The following is a 12,143-nucleotide window of genomic DNA, read 5'->3' on the forward strand; positions in this document are numbered from 1 at the left end:
AACTTCCCTATCCATTTTCTTTGTTATAGTAGGTTATGAAGTTGATTCCTATTTATAGAATATGCACAAATTTCATATATTACAAGATACGAAACATACTCCTATTTTGTTACTCTTTCACTTTTATTGACTAAAAATGATAAACTCGGGTAGTACACGGAATAAAAAAATTACAAATTTGTAATACTCAAATTATTTTTTTGTTACAAAACAGGATACTAGAACAATTTCACTAACCGAAATGCTATAATATTTTCCAAAATACATACAAAGAGGTTTAAAATGGTATACGAAACACAAAAAGTAACATTCACCAAACGTCGTATATTGAAGTCTTGGGAAAAAGAATGCAGAAGTCTGAAATATTTGATACCGCTTGCAAAAAGTAAGTTTGATTTTATCACGCTAGGGTTTCAGATGATCGGTCGAATGAAGCCATTACTGGAATTAGGCTTTCACGAAGACTATCCATCCGGACGTCCTCATATGGCAAATATGATCGAATGGATGATAAGGAATGGATGGAATGAAATGGCGTTTGAATTTCGAGAGTTTTTCGATCAAGTGGAGGAATACATGAAAGAAGCTCATCAAGCATAAGCGATGATGAGCTTCTTTCATGGGGTTTTATCGTTATTTTATTAAATCGATCCATCTTTGCTGACAATAACAAATATATATAGATCGAAAGTGCTTTCTGCATTTTTAAAAGCGCTCCGATTTTTCATTGACCAAATGTCCACCCAATAATAAAATGATAAGTAGCCTCTACAACAATCATCAAATGGAGGGATTGTTATGGATTTATATTATGAAGTAAGTGGTACTGGAAAACCAATCATTCTTCTCCACAGTGGTGGCGCTGATTTGCGTGATTGGAAGTTTGTTGTACCTCTTTTAGCCAAAAACTATAAAGTGATCGCAGTAGACGGCCGTGGTGCCGGTAGATCTCCATCACCTGTAGAACCTGCTAACTATATACAAGATTTACTCGATTTGCTTAATCATCTTCAAATCGCTCAAGCTACCCTAGTTGGACATTCAATGGGGGGGCAGATCGCCACAGACTTCGCATTGCAATATCCAGAAAGAGTATCAGAACTTATATTAATTGCACCTGAATTATCCGGCTTTGAACGCTCGTTAGAATTCAAAAATTGGATGAAAAAAGTCAATTCAGCTTTACCTGATATGGATAAAGTTGCAGAGATTTCCCTAAGTGCTCCTTTATATCAAATCACGATGGCTAGTCCTCATCGTGAACTAATGGAAGAGATGCTTCGTCATCATCTAAAGAAAATCGAGGAATGGACTACGTTTGAATCCGTTTGGCCAAAGCCTGCAATCGAACGATTGGAGCACCTATCCGTCAAAACGCTATTTATCATTGGTGAAGTGGAACTTCCTGATAACAAGCTTGTGGCAGAACACTTCCAAAGGGTTCCAAATATACGTTTTGTGCTCCTATCTGATGCCGATCATATGGTAACCTTAACCCATCCTAAAGCACTGACTCATCATATTACCCGTTTCTTGGAGGAATAACTCATGCCACGAACGCAGGAAGAAAATGAACGAATACGGCAAATATCCATAGAAAAGATCCGTACCGCAGCAATGGAATTATTCATGATGCAAGGATATCACGCTACTTCTATTAACGACGTTGCCAAACACGCTGGTATCTCCAAAGGACTCCTTTACAATTATTACAAAGGAAAAGAAGAGCTCCTATCTACCATGATTGAACATCGGATCGGTGAATTGGTTCAAGTGATGGAAAAAGCAATGCTTTATGCATCACCCACTGACCAATTGAAACACATCATCAATGGTGCGCTCGATAATGTACATCAAAATCCTGAAATATTTCGGTTCTATCTCCATTTGCAAACTCACCCCGAGTCAGATGAAACAGTAGCCAAATATGGAAAATTGCTGACCGACGAATACTCCAAACAATTTCAATTCCAATGTGAGATATTTGAGAGATTAGGAGCCACAGAACCAAGAAAAAGATCACTATATTTTTCCTCAACCCTTCAAGGTATCATGTTGATGATCTCTACTTATCCTGAGCAGTTTCCTATTGAGGAGATAAAGACACAAATGATTAATGAATTTTGTAGGGAAGATTAATTTATACTAGTGAATGGATTTAACCAACACTTTGTGAAATATAATAAAACCCTCATCTGATGTGCACTCCAAAAGTTAGACCAACAAATCTAACTTCACAGGGGTGATTTTTTCATGAAGAAAACTTATCAGAGTTTCATTATTAAATTCGTTCTCAGAAATCTGAAATTGCCATATACAAGAAGTAATTTTTGCCCGCTAACAATAATATTAAGTTCTTGGATGATGAATAAATGAAATAAAGGAGCATATAGAGAGTTTTCTTTCCTTCGTTTGAAGTAAATTAGCTTAGTGCTTTAAAGTAAACACATACATAGATCCTTCCTCTTCATTTCCTGTGAGTATGGTGTTAAATTCTAATTTATTACTCGATGGACTCCAAAGAACAGGGTGCATACCATCAAAGAAAGCAGGAAGGTCAGTCGCTAAGAGAGTGGAACGATTTGTCTGCAAATCAGATACATATAAAGTAAACGATGTCATGGATTTGTTTGGTTTAAAGTAAGCCATCTTACTTTGATCAGGTGACCAGCTGAACCCAAAAGCGTTTTCATCCACTGTTTTGATCTTATTGCCATTTAGATCAATGATATTAAGAATTCCTTTATCTTTCATTGGTTGGATAACCGCTAGTTGTTTTTGATCATGGGATGAGATAAATTCGTGTACCTGCTTCTGAATAATTTGTTTTTTATTCGTTTTTAGATCTAGACGAACTAAATTATAAATCGGCAATATTGTGTTTAATTTGCTGACTCATGTGAAAAATCCCGCGACTTAAATCCCCGATTTCATCTTGTTTTTTCATAGGAAAAATCGCTTGGAACTGACCCTGTTTTATTTTCTCCACTGCTTGTTTGAGTTTAATAATAGAACTAGTTAAACGATTAAAATAAAGATAAGCGAACAAAAAGCTGCTGATAAATGCAATTGCACCAATAACGAAAAATAACATTTCTATTTCTTTGTAGAATGATTTGGTGTCCGTTAGCGGATATATAAATTGGATGACTCCATAAGGGTAACCAAACTGTAACAATGGAGCAAAAAAACTAAGTGTATCCCCTTCCGTTTTGGAAACAATTTTGTTTTGTAATGCAATGCGAATTTGATTTTGTACATCTGTTTTAGATAAAAAAGGAACAGAATTTCCTACCACTTTGCCATTGGCATCATATAAAATCACCTGCATGCCACTGATAATTCCTAATTGTTCTGCCAGCTCTGGACCATTTTTTTTATTCAATCCGTAATCATTTGGATTGTTGCTGTTTATATCTTGATTGATCGTCTGTCGAATATAAAAATTAGCCGCCTTGCTTTGTTCGATCAAATTATTTTCGTTTCGTTTCATTTGATCTTTTTCGATTCCATTTAAGATGAATAAACTCATAAAAAATATCGTTCCCAGCAAGAGGATTGCGAGAAAAATACTCGATTTTACTTTAACACTGCTTCTCATTTTATTTTCCCTACTGCCTTATATCCAACTCGATGTACATTTTGGATTAACTCCTTATAACTCCCTAACTTTTGTCGCAATCTACGAATGTGAATATCGACAGTACGAGTCCCACCGATGTAATCCATTCCCCATACGAGATCTAACAATTCCTCTCTCGTGTATACTCGTTCCAAATTCATGGTCATTAGAACTAATAAATCGAATTCTTTGGGGGTTAGGTCAAGGGGTTGTTTTTCCAACTCGGCTCTTCGCTTCTTCTGCTCGATTTGTAGATCATGGATTCGGATCATTTCATTTTCATTTTGGTCAAACTTTTGAAATCGTCTGAGTAACGATTTCACTCGTGCGAGCAATTCTCGCATATCAAAAGGTTTCGTAATATAATCATCAGCACCTAAGTCCAAACCAAGAACCTTGTCCGAGATATCTGTTTTAGCTGTCACTAGAATAATTCCCATTTTATCCCTTTTTTCGTATCTTCGACAAATCTCATAGCCTGATCGGTTTGGCATCATGATATCTAAGATAACAATATGAGGCTGGAAAGCAGCAATTTTTTGTTCGGCATCCTCCCCATCATATGCCACTTCGACCGTATATCCTTCTCGACGCAATGCATATCCAATCGCATCCGTAATGTTTTTCTCGTCATCCGCAACTAAAATTTTCATATATTCTCTTCCTTGCTGCTTTTTAGAAAAGTATCATGTATTCTTTTTCCGAAATTATCATCGATGAATCTCTCTTCAAATGGCTATCTCCGCTTTTTAAAAGTCCCTTTTCGGGGTTTCACCGCACATATTAAAACATCTTAGTTAAAGGAGGTTTTACTAATGGGCAGTTCTGATGATATGCTGAAAAATCCTTGGGCTGGATCAGGAGGCGAAAAGGTCACCGAATGGCAAGATGGCAAAGGAATAGAAGATCAAATCGAATCTGGCAAAGGTGTAGATACAACGATTTCCCCATGGGACAGTACGAAAGCTGATTTTTAAGCATCATAATATCTGTAAAAAATAGCATATCCTCTAAATCCATATAAATCACGCCAACTGGTAATAATACAAAAAAGGAGTGATTTATTTTATGAAGAAAAAAGACAAACAAAAAGAGCCTACCATTGCAAATGGTATGGATGATCAAGAAGAATTAAAGCAAAACGCAACCAAAGAAGAGATCGCGAAAGGAGATTATACAAAAGTTGTCACTCTATCCTATGACGAAGTAAACCCTTCTTAATAGGAAATATGATTCCTGCAACAAATTCACACTTCCTGACAACGCAAAAGAGCGGCAATGGCCGCTCTTTTGCGTATTGAATTCGTTTTCATTCAACCCTATTTAAGCTCTACTATTATTAATATGATCCTGTTTTCGCACTTACTGTATCCCCATAGATATCGGCAAAACCTTGGGCATATGAAGTGTAAGGACTATAATCCCAAAGTTGTGGAGTATAACAAGAATGTTGATTTTTATTTACTACTCCGTTTCCACCAGAGTCAGCACAATCGCGTTGTGCTCCATCACTTCTGCGAATATACGCATCCGCATATCCATTAGACGGTGCGCTATTGTATAGATAGATATAACCCCAAGCAGTATGGCATCCTGCACTACCTTTTAGTTGCACATATCCAATATCTTTTCCGTTCTTGTAAATATGCTTTGTTGCATACGTAACTGGCTTGTTATACGCACAACCAGTTGTATAAGGATCTGTATCACTGGGATAACTCAAAGCATAAGCTTTATTCCATTCCAGCGCAAATCCTGAGGCGAAAATAGAAAGCATAAAAATAAAGGTCAATCCTAACAACTTCCCTCTCTTCACTTCCATACACCTCCCCATTTTTATCCTATTAATTACATTTATATAATCAATAGGATTATTCAAATTATAAACAAACGATTGATATTTAATATTAAAGGATTATTTCATTTATATTAATGTATTGTTAAACTAGATTGAAATAAGGAGAATAACGGACTTAAACATAGTAAACAGCAAGTATATTCATATTCATCATAAGATTCCCATATCTAATTATAATGTAAATTTAATATTTAAATAAAAAATAAATCCATATATGCTTCATAGTTCTGATCGACTTTTCACACTATTGGTAATTATGGTACTGCTCACTTTATAAGCTGAATACGCAATATTCTACCAAGTTTATTTCACCTTTCACATACAATCCCTATGTAGCTTATAAACAGCCATCCCCTGTCATGTTGGAACACATGACAGGGGATTTGTTCTCCCTTATAGGGATAGGAAGGCTAGATTTTCTTCATCAGAGATACCGGTCGACTTGTGTAGATCGCCATGGCGAATACCAAGGATCGAATGCCCTTGACGACTGGCTGCATCAACTCATCTCGACACTCTTTCCAAGTTTGCTCCTCTTGGATTCGAAAATACTGTACCAAATAGTACAGTGCAATACCGCCAGCTGGGAGCAGCACCAGTTGCAGACCCCAAATAGCCTTGTATGGCAAATCGAATCGCTGTGTCATCCATCCGAGAGCAAACATCATCAAATAATCGACAGCAACCATCAATTTCACCACACCTACAGCACCTGTCTTTTGCTCCATATGCCGAAACAGGAGCTGGGACTGGATCGTAGACAAGAGTGCATTAGCTAGTGCATTGAGAAACATCGCCACGAACACAACCCTCGAAGTGACCGTTGTCTGACATGCAACCAATGTCAACCCTGTTCCTGTCAGGACATAAGAACATGTCAATGTCTGACGATTATACTGTGGAGGAATCAAAGGTGCGACCCATCCACCAACCACACCGCCGATCGTGGTTCCAGATAGAACGATACTGACCAAAGCAACATTTTTCAGCAGCAGTGGTACATAAAGGGGACCGATGGTGACGGGAAGTAGACTTGGCAAATAAGTCAGCACCACAAGGCAGAACAACCTTGGAGTCAAAACGATCTGCTCTTGGTTCTGAATCTGCTGTCGCTGCCGAAGCAGTCGCAGCCAAAAGCACCAAAAAGCAATCATCACGGGTGTCGCCAACCATGCCCAGAGGACAACAGCATTCAGAAACACGAACCCTAGCACATATCCAGCTAGTGTATACGGACCGATTACCAGTACAAGGAGCGGAAAGAGAGGTTCCTTTGTTTTTTTATCTGCCGACCTCTCCTTTACCTGTTTCTTCTGTACGGCCTTCGACCGTTGACTCGCATTATTCGCATGCTTAGGAAAAATGATCCAAGCCGGGATACTAATCATCAGAGGTGTACAAGCAGCCATCGCTGCCCATACATAGTTCGGAAGCATTCTATCCATTACCAAAAAGCTCACGGAACTGAAACTCAGGTAAACGAGAGGAAAAACAGTAGCCTTAAGTGCTACTCCCCTCTGATGCACCTTAGCTCGTTGGCCCAATTGAGATCGATAGAATGTATCCGTACTCATAAAGAGCATACCTGAAAATCCACCATACACCGCCGGAAAAATAATGAGCAGGAATGGATCTAGGAAAGAGGGCCATTTGAAAATAACAGCCATCCCCCACATGACTCCACTCAGCCCCAATGCAGAGATAAAAGTCCATTTCTCTGGATCAAGAGCTTTTTTGGTGTAGAACCAAATGAATGGCAATGATCCTACACCATAACTCAGAGGGACAAACGGGACAAGTCCTTCGAATCCTGCTCCAGCGTACACCCGCGATAGCGGGGACCAAAAGAATCCTGTCATCATTCCTACCATGATACTCATAATGAAGGCGATCACAAATCTGTTTTTCACCAGTATCTCCTAGTGATTGATTCTTTCTCTCTTTCGTACAGAGTATATCATTTTTATTTGACTTTTCATAAATTTCCGCCTCAAATCCTCGATTTGATCAATATGTATTCATCCCGAAATTACGTTCGATATCTCTTTCATTATTGGATACAATATGGAAAAAGAAAGGAGCGAAAACATGCAAAAAATCATCCCTAATTTATGGTTTGATCAAGAAGCGAAAGAAGCTGCCGAGTTTTATACATCTGTTTTTGGGGAGAACTCAAGGATCACAAACATCACAACCATTGAAGGTACTCCATCAGAAGACTGCGATATAGTCTCTTTTGTGTTGACTGGACAGGAATTTATGGCGATCAGTGCTGGACCTCATTTTCAGTTTAATCCTTCCATTTCTTTTATGGTTCATTGTCAAACAACAGAGGAAGTTGATAAGTTGTGGGACAAGTTGTTTGAAGGGGCAACAGCTTTGATGATGCTTGACTCCTATCCCTTTAGCGAACGATATGGATGGTTGCAAGACAAATACGGACTTTCATGGCAAATCATGTATAATACTCAGGAGTTCACACAAAAGATCACTCCTGCTCTTATGTTTACTGGTGATATTTGCGGGAAAGCCGAAGAGGCGATAAACTTTTACACCTCCGTATTTCCGCATGCCAATTTTGATGCATTTGCACATTATGAAAAAGGAGAAGATCCTAATGCAGAGGGGATGTTAAAATTTGCTGCCTTCACCTTGGAAGGTCAAAAATTTTCTGCTATGGACAGTTCCTATCCTCATGGCTTTTCCTTTAATGAGGCGATATCGTTTCTCGTAAATTGTGAAGACCAAGCAGAAATAGACTACTATTGGGAGAAACTCTCGGCAGTGCCGGAGGCAGAGCAATGTGGATGGTTAAAGGATAAATACGGACTTTCATGGCAAATTGTTCCCAAAAACATGGATGAAATGATGCGGACAGATGATAGAGAAAAGCGAAACCGCGTTACAAAAACCTTTCTAAACATGAAAAAGTTTGACCTTGCTGAATTAGAGAAAGCATACCAAGGAAAGTAAGATAGAAGGAAAACTGCATATCGTTTGGATTAATATGAACGTATGGGGTGATATTCTTCTTATCGATTACAAACGATGCCGATATAAGAGAATCCTAATAAACAGCCATCCCCTGTCCTATTGGAACACATGGACAGGGGATTTGTACTCCCTTAGCAGGGATAGTAAAGCTAGATTTTCTTCATCGGAGATACCGGTCGGCTTGTGTAGATCACCATGGCGAGTACCAAGGAGCGAATGCCCTTGACGACTGGCTGCATCAGCTCATCCCGACACTCTTTCCAAGTTTGCTCCTCTTGAATTCGGAAATACTGTACCAGATAGTACTGTGCGATACCACCAGCAGGGAGCAGCACCAGTTGCAAACCCCAAATCACCTTATATGGCAACCCATATCGCTGCGTCATCCATCCAAGAACAAACACCATCATAAAGGCGATGGAAGAAACCAATTTTCCTACACCAACAGCACCTGACTTTTGTTTCATATGCCGAAATAGAAGCTGGGATTGAATCGTACTCAACAGCAAACTAGCAACAGCAATCAGAAACAGGGACAGGAAGACAGCGATTGGTGTGACTGTTGTCTGCATCGCAACCAATGTCAATCCTATTCCAGTCAGGATATAACTAAATGTGAGTGTCTGACGGTTATACTGAGGAGGAATCAGAGTGGCAACCCACCCCCCTGCGACAGTACCAATGATTGTTCCGGACAGAACGGAACTGACCGAGGCTACGTTTTTCAGCAGCAATGGTACATAGAGAGAACCTACACTCGAAGGGATCTGATTTGGCAAATTACTCAATAGCACAAGCCAAAACAACCGAGGAGTCATGACGATCTCCTTTTGATTCTGAATCTGTTGTTTCTGCCGAAACAGTCGAATCCAGAAGTACCAAAACACAATCATTACTGGTGATGCCAACCATGTCCAGAGGACAACATTCCGCAGGAAGACGAATCCTAGAACATATCCAACCAACGTATACGGACCGATTACCAGTACAAGGATCGGCAAGAGAGGCTCCTTAGTTTTTTTATCTGCCAGCTTCTCCTTTGCTTGCTCTTTCTGTACTGAATTCGGCCGTTGACGAGCAGTACCCCTTACTGGATTCCTAGGAAAAACGAACCAAGCGGGAATACTAATCACGAGTGGTGTACAAGCAGCCATTGCTGCCCACACATAGACGGAATGCATGCTATTCAATACCCAGAAGCCCAACGAACTGAACATCAGGTAAATGAGAGGAAAAGCAGTAGATAGAAGGGCTACTCCCCTCTGGTGTACCTTAGCTCGTTGGCCCAATTGCGATCGATAGAATGTACTCGTGCTCATAAAGAGCATGCCTGACACCCCGCCAAACAATGCTGGAAGGACAATGAGCAGAAAAGATTGCAGAGAGGATGACCATTTGAAAGTAACGGCCATACTCCACATGATTCCAATTAGTCCTAGAGAAGAAAGAAAAATCCATTTCTCAGAGTCAAGGTCTTTCTTGGTATAGAACCAAATAAAAAACAATGATCCTACACCATAACCCAGGGAAATATAAGGGACCAATTCTTCGAATCCTGCTGTCTCATACACCCTTGCCAACGGCGTCCAGAAGAACCCTGTCATCATCCCTACCATGACACTCATAGCGAAGGCGATTACGGATCTGTTTTTCACCAGTATCTCCTAGTGATAGTTTTTTTGTCTCTTTCGTACCGAGTATATCATTTTTATTTGACTTTTCGAAAATTTTCATCCCAAATCCTCTGTTCTACAGGATGAAGGAGTTCAATCCATACCTTCCTACTCACAACTAGATTTGTTATACTTAAAATGAATAGATATTCAGAAATAACAGATAATGAAGTGTGGTGAGAAAACTAGAAATCCTTGAAAACGATTGAATAGACTATCTGCAAATTATACCTCCTGATGCACATTAAACGAATTCTTCTCTTTGAAATGAAGAATCAAGATGAATAAATCATAAGTTATCATTTTTACGTTACTATTTACTATTTGGAGTTGATCTTACTGAAACTTTCAAAACTTTTTGCGATTTCCTCTCTTAGTCTTCTATTATTAAGTGGTTGTACAAGCCACACACCTTCATCTAGTTCAAATGCTCCATCCAATAATAACAGTACCCAATCTAATAACAATAGTACTCAAACTACTTCTAACACAAATCCAAGTAATTCTACCCCTACAACCAATGAAGATAGCCATTCACAACTGTTACAGAAAACGATGGTGCTGGCTGCTGAGGGAAAAGCAATTAATAGTGAAGAATTTGGTCTGGACTCTGATGCAAATGCTATTGTGGAAAAATGGGGAAAACCTGATCAAGGAAGTATTAAGGAAGTATATTTAAACTATAATAAAAGGAAAATTTCTTTTAACCTAAATGCTGAAAAAAATTATAAAGTTGATAGTTTCGTAACCCAAGATAACAAGTACCATGACATTACGCTTGCCGAAGTGAGAAAGATATTAGGCAAGGCAGACTATGATGGCTCTGGTGATGATGGTGAAGGTCATATCATCAAATACAAAGTCCAAAGAGAAAATCAAGGGAAACCTGTCTACGTTTATTTTATGTTTTCAAGTGGAAAGCAAGATAGCCCCATAAATGTAGTGAATATAGGACAATAAAAATGAGTCCCAATCCCTTAATCCTATGCCTATCAAGGGCAGCACGTTTCTATGAAAGCAACCACCAAAAAACTATACACCAGTGTACATTACTGGTTGAAATCAAGATCAAGAAAGAGCGACCGATGGGTCACTCTTTTTTCTTTATCTTTGAGGTGCTGCGAATATGTCGTAGCTAAAACCGGAAATTTGCCGAATATATTCATCTACCCTTATTTCTACGGGGTGCAGGAGTTCAATTTGAATCACTTGCTCATCCACGGTTACTAATTCTACTACTGATCGAGGTGATAGACTTGGTTTAAATAGATTGGTAGTAAAGTTTAACTCTACTTCCCCTGCTTTGATTCGATTTTCTGATAATAAGGTAAAAAAGGGTTGGGTTTTGAGATGGGTGACAAATGCTTCTATGTAGTGGTACTCGCCTTTTAGATGCATCGTTAGCATACTTTTCTCTCCTATTTCCTTTTTAATTGCTCCAGATGGTGCTCTAGTTTCAGCAATTTTCCGACCTGAAACTTCTCCATACTTGCGATCATCAATATATGAAGCCTGCGGACATCTGAGATATTACCTTTTTCCATAAAACAGAGGAGTGTTTCCCATTTCGTCGGAGAGACTTGTAATCGCTTCTGTTGAACCTTGACCGCTTCTCCTAGATAGATAATCTGATGGATAACTTCAATCAACATACTACGTGTTTTTGCTTGCCGAAACTGTTTCATTAAAGAAATAAGTTCTATTCCCTCACCATAAGCAACAAGAAATCTAGCAACCTCTCTTCCAATTTGAAAAACCTGTACTTCCCCCACTGCTTCCCCCCTCTTCAAACACAAACTCAACGACATCCTTCTCTAAGGACAACGTATACCTAGCACTCGTATAGATGGCATAGCGATCGTCGGTCTTTATAAAAGTAATAAAATCACGAACCGCTTCTCCTCTTCCTTCGATTTTCAACAATAAATCCATTTATTTTCCTCCTTTTCCCATTTAAACCTCTTTCTTTAATAAGCATAAGGTAGTACAATAATTT

16 protein-coding genes are annotated in these 12,143 nt (G+C 38.9%); 7 read left to right on the forward strand and 9 right to left on the reverse strand.

What is annotated here, in order from left to right:
• Window positions 1–282: 282 nt before the first annotated feature.
• The 3 genes from AC5WOF_RS05125 (at window position 283) to AC5WOF_RS05135 (ending at window position 2,139) form a co-directional block, all read left to right on the forward strand.
• A complete protein-coding gene (locus AC5WOF_RS05125; RefSeq protein ID WP_496048876.1) occupies window positions 283–600 on the forward strand; it encodes a hypothetical protein in 318 nt (105 codons plus the stop codon).
• 198 nt (window positions 601–798) lie between these two features.
• Window positions 799–1,545: an alpha/beta fold hydrolase gene (locus tag AC5WOF_RS05130; protein ID WP_496048877.1), complete on the forward strand. Its 747-nt coding sequence runs from the start codon at window positions 799–801 to the stop codon at window positions 1,543–1,545.
• Window positions 1,546–1,548: 3 nt separating this feature from the next.
• Window positions 1,549–2,139, forward strand: a complete 591-nt coding sequence (locus AC5WOF_RS05135) for a TetR/AcrR family transcriptional regulator (protein ID WP_496048878.1) — start codon at window positions 1,549–1,551, stop codon at window positions 2,137–2,139.
• 288 nt (window positions 2,140–2,427) lie between these two features.
• On the opposite strand, the gene AC5WOF_RS05140 is transcribed toward AC5WOF_RS05135, so the two are convergent.
• The 3 genes from AC5WOF_RS05140 to AC5WOF_RS05150 are packed head-to-tail and all read right to left on the reverse strand — an operon-like array spanning window position 2,428 to window position 4,275.
• Window positions 2,428–2,874 (reverse strand): hypothetical protein, encoded by a 447-nt coding sequence (locus tag AC5WOF_RS05140; RefSeq protein ID WP_496048879.1) that lies wholly within the window; start codon window positions 2,872–2,874, stop codon window positions 2,428–2,430.
• The gene (locus tag AC5WOF_RS05145; protein ID WP_496048880.1) at window positions 2,861–3,601 is read right to left on the reverse strand and encodes a HAMP domain-containing protein; all 741 of its coding nucleotides are present in this window, start codon (window positions 3,599–3,601) and stop codon (window positions 2,861–2,863) included. Before AC5WOF_RS05145 ends, AC5WOF_RS05140 begins: the two co-directional genes overlap by 14 nt.
• Window positions 3,598–4,275, reverse strand: a complete 678-nt coding sequence (locus AC5WOF_RS05150; RefSeq protein WP_496048881.1) for a response regulator transcription factor — start codon at window positions 4,273–4,275, stop codon at window positions 3,598–3,600. The genes AC5WOF_RS05145 and AC5WOF_RS05150 overlap by 4 nt, the downstream gene beginning before the upstream one ends.
• Before the next feature lie 162 nt (window positions 4,276–4,437).
• Here AC5WOF_RS05150 and AC5WOF_RS05155 point away from each other — a divergent pair, with 162 nt between their 5' ends.
• Both AC5WOF_RS05155 and AC5WOF_RS05160 read left to right on the forward strand, forming a co-directional pair.
• Window positions 4,438–4,599, forward strand: a complete 162-nt coding sequence (locus AC5WOF_RS05155; RefSeq protein ID WP_496048882.1) for a hypothetical protein — start codon at window positions 4,438–4,440, stop codon at window positions 4,597–4,599.
• Window positions 4,600–4,690: 91 nt separating this feature from the next.
• The gene (locus tag AC5WOF_RS05160) at window positions 4,691–4,843 is read left to right on the forward strand and encodes a hypothetical protein (RefSeq protein WP_496048883.1); all 153 of its coding nucleotides are present in this window, start codon (window positions 4,691–4,693) and stop codon (window positions 4,841–4,843) included.
• A 118-nt stretch (window positions 4,844–4,961) separates the two neighbouring features.
• Here AC5WOF_RS05160 and AC5WOF_RS05165 read toward each other — a convergent pair whose 3' ends face one another.
• Window positions 4,962–5,438 (reverse strand): DUF2690 domain-containing protein, encoded by a 477-nt coding sequence (locus AC5WOF_RS05165; RefSeq protein ID WP_496048884.1) that lies wholly within the window; start codon window positions 5,436–5,438, stop codon window positions 4,962–4,964.
• Window positions 5,439–5,890: 452 nt separating this feature from the next.
• Entirely contained in the window at window positions 5,891–7,390 is a 1,500-nt protein-coding gene (locus AC5WOF_RS05170) for a hypothetical protein (protein WP_496048885.1), read from the reverse strand.
• A 178-nt stretch (window positions 7,391–7,568) separates the two neighbouring features.
• On the opposite strand from AC5WOF_RS05170, the gene AC5WOF_RS05175 reads away from it, so the two are divergent.
• On the forward strand, window positions 7,569–8,453 hold the full coding sequence (locus tag AC5WOF_RS05175; protein ID WP_496048886.1) for a VOC family protein: 885 nt from the start codon (window positions 7,569–7,571) through the stop codon (window positions 8,451–8,453).
• A 170-nt stretch (window positions 8,454–8,623) separates the two neighbouring features.
• Here the strand turns inward: AC5WOF_RS05175 and AC5WOF_RS05180 are convergent, their stop codons facing one another.
• Entirely contained in the window at window positions 8,624–10,129 is a 1,506-nt protein-coding gene (locus tag AC5WOF_RS05180; RefSeq protein WP_496048887.1) for a hypothetical protein, read from the reverse strand.
• A 342-nt stretch (window positions 10,130–10,471) separates the two neighbouring features.
• Between AC5WOF_RS05180 and AC5WOF_RS05185 the strand changes: the two genes are divergently transcribed.
• Window positions 10,472–11,107 (forward strand): DUF4309 domain-containing protein, encoded by a 636-nt coding sequence (locus tag AC5WOF_RS05185; RefSeq protein ID WP_496048888.1) that lies wholly within the window; start codon window positions 10,472–10,474, stop codon window positions 11,105–11,107.
• Window positions 11,108–11,251: 144 nt separating this feature from the next.
• Here AC5WOF_RS05185 and AC5WOF_RS05190 read toward each other — a convergent pair whose 3' ends face one another.
• Genes AC5WOF_RS05190 through AC5WOF_RS05200 form a run of 3 tightly spaced genes read right to left on the reverse strand, consistent with a single transcriptional unit; the run spans window position 11,252 to window position 12,079 of the window.
• The gene (locus AC5WOF_RS05190; RefSeq protein ID WP_496048889.1) at window positions 11,252–11,554 is read right to left on the reverse strand and encodes a hypothetical protein; all 303 of its coding nucleotides are present in this window, start codon (window positions 11,552–11,554) and stop codon (window positions 11,252–11,254) included.
• A gap of 11 nt (window positions 11,555–11,565) precedes the next feature.
• The gene (locus tag AC5WOF_RS05195) at window positions 11,566–11,919 is read right to left on the reverse strand and encodes a hypothetical protein (RefSeq protein ID WP_496048890.1); all 354 of its coding nucleotides are present in this window, start codon (window positions 11,917–11,919) and stop codon (window positions 11,566–11,568) included.
• Entirely contained in the window at window positions 11,876–12,079 is a 204-nt protein-coding gene (locus tag AC5WOF_RS05200; RefSeq protein WP_496048891.1) for a hypothetical protein, read from the reverse strand. The genes AC5WOF_RS05195 and AC5WOF_RS05200 overlap by 44 nt, the downstream gene beginning before the upstream one ends.
• Window positions 12,080–12,143 lie beyond the last annotated feature (64 nt).

The organism is Shimazuella sp. NTD250, from assembly GCF_059510375.1.

Bases quoted from the DNA above. Each gene is read 5' to 3' on its own strand.
- AC5WOF_RS05130 (WP_496048877.1), top strand. From the start codon at position 799: ATGGATTTATATTATGAAGTAAGTGGTACTGGAAAACCAATCATTCTT.
- AC5WOF_RS05150 (WP_496048881.1), bottom strand. From the start codon at position 4,275: ATGAAAATTTTAGTTGCGGATGACGAGAAAAACATTACGGATGCGATT.
- AC5WOF_RS05200 (WP_496048891.1), bottom strand. From the start codon at position 12,079: ATGGATTTATTGTTGAAAATCGAAGGAAGAGGAGAAGCGGTTCGTGAT.
- AC5WOF_RS05175 (WP_496048886.1), top strand. From the start codon at position 7,569: ATGCAAAAAATCATCCCTAATTTATGGTTTGATCAAGAAGCGAAAGAA.
- AC5WOF_RS05160 (WP_496048883.1), top strand. From the start codon at position 4,691: ATGAAGAAAAAAGACAAACAAAAAGAGCCTACCATTGCAAATGGTATG.
- AC5WOF_RS05135 (WP_496048878.1), top strand. From the start codon at position 1,549: ATGCCACGAACGCAGGAAGAAAATGAACGAATACGGCAAATATCCATA.
- AC5WOF_RS05155 (WP_496048882.1), top strand. From the start codon at position 4,438: ATGGGCAGTTCTGATGATATGCTGAAAAATCCTTGGGCTGGATCAGGA.
- AC5WOF_RS05145 (WP_496048880.1), bottom strand. From the start codon at position 3,601: ATGAGAAGCAGTGTTAAAGTAAAATCGAGTATTTTTCTCGCAATCCTC.
- AC5WOF_RS05125 (WP_496048876.1), top strand. From the start codon at position 283: ATGGTATACGAAACACAAAAAGTAACATTCACCAAACGTCGTATATTG.
- AC5WOF_RS05190 (WP_496048889.1), bottom strand. From the start codon at position 11,554: ATGCTAACGATGCATCTAAAAGGCGAGTACCACTACATAGAAGCATTT.